The following is a 305-nucleotide window of genomic DNA, read 5'->3' as shown; positions in this document are numbered from 1 at the left end:
GATTCTTCTGTTTCTGCAATCACTTCTACTTCTTCTGTTTCTGCGATTACTTCCACTTCTTCTGATTCTTCTGTTTCTGCAATTACTTCTACTTCTTCTAGCTCTTCTGTTTCTGCAATTACTTCCACTTCTTCTGATTCTTCTGTTTCTGCAATCACTTCTACTTCTTCTGTTTCTGCGATTACTTCCACTTCTTCTGATTCTTCTGTTTCTGCAATCACTTCTACTTCTTCTGTTTCTGCGATTACTTCCACTTCTTCTGATTCTTCTGTTTCTGCAATTACTTCTACTTCTTCTAGCTCTTC

General features: G+C 37.4%; 1 protein-coding gene. It reads right to left on the bottom strand.

What is annotated here, in order from left to right; genetic code table 11:
• Positions 1–305 (bottom strand): hypothetical protein (locus H6481_RS29170; protein ID WP_182813828.1); only part of this gene is annotated, 305 nt, incomplete at both ends.

Source organism: Bacillus sp. ME78 (genome assembly GCF_903970865.1).
Lineage (GTDB): Bacteria > Bacillota > Bacilli > Bacillales > Bacillaceae_G > Bacillus_A > Bacillus_A cereus.
This window is presented reverse-complemented; position numbering and strand designations above follow the sequence as displayed.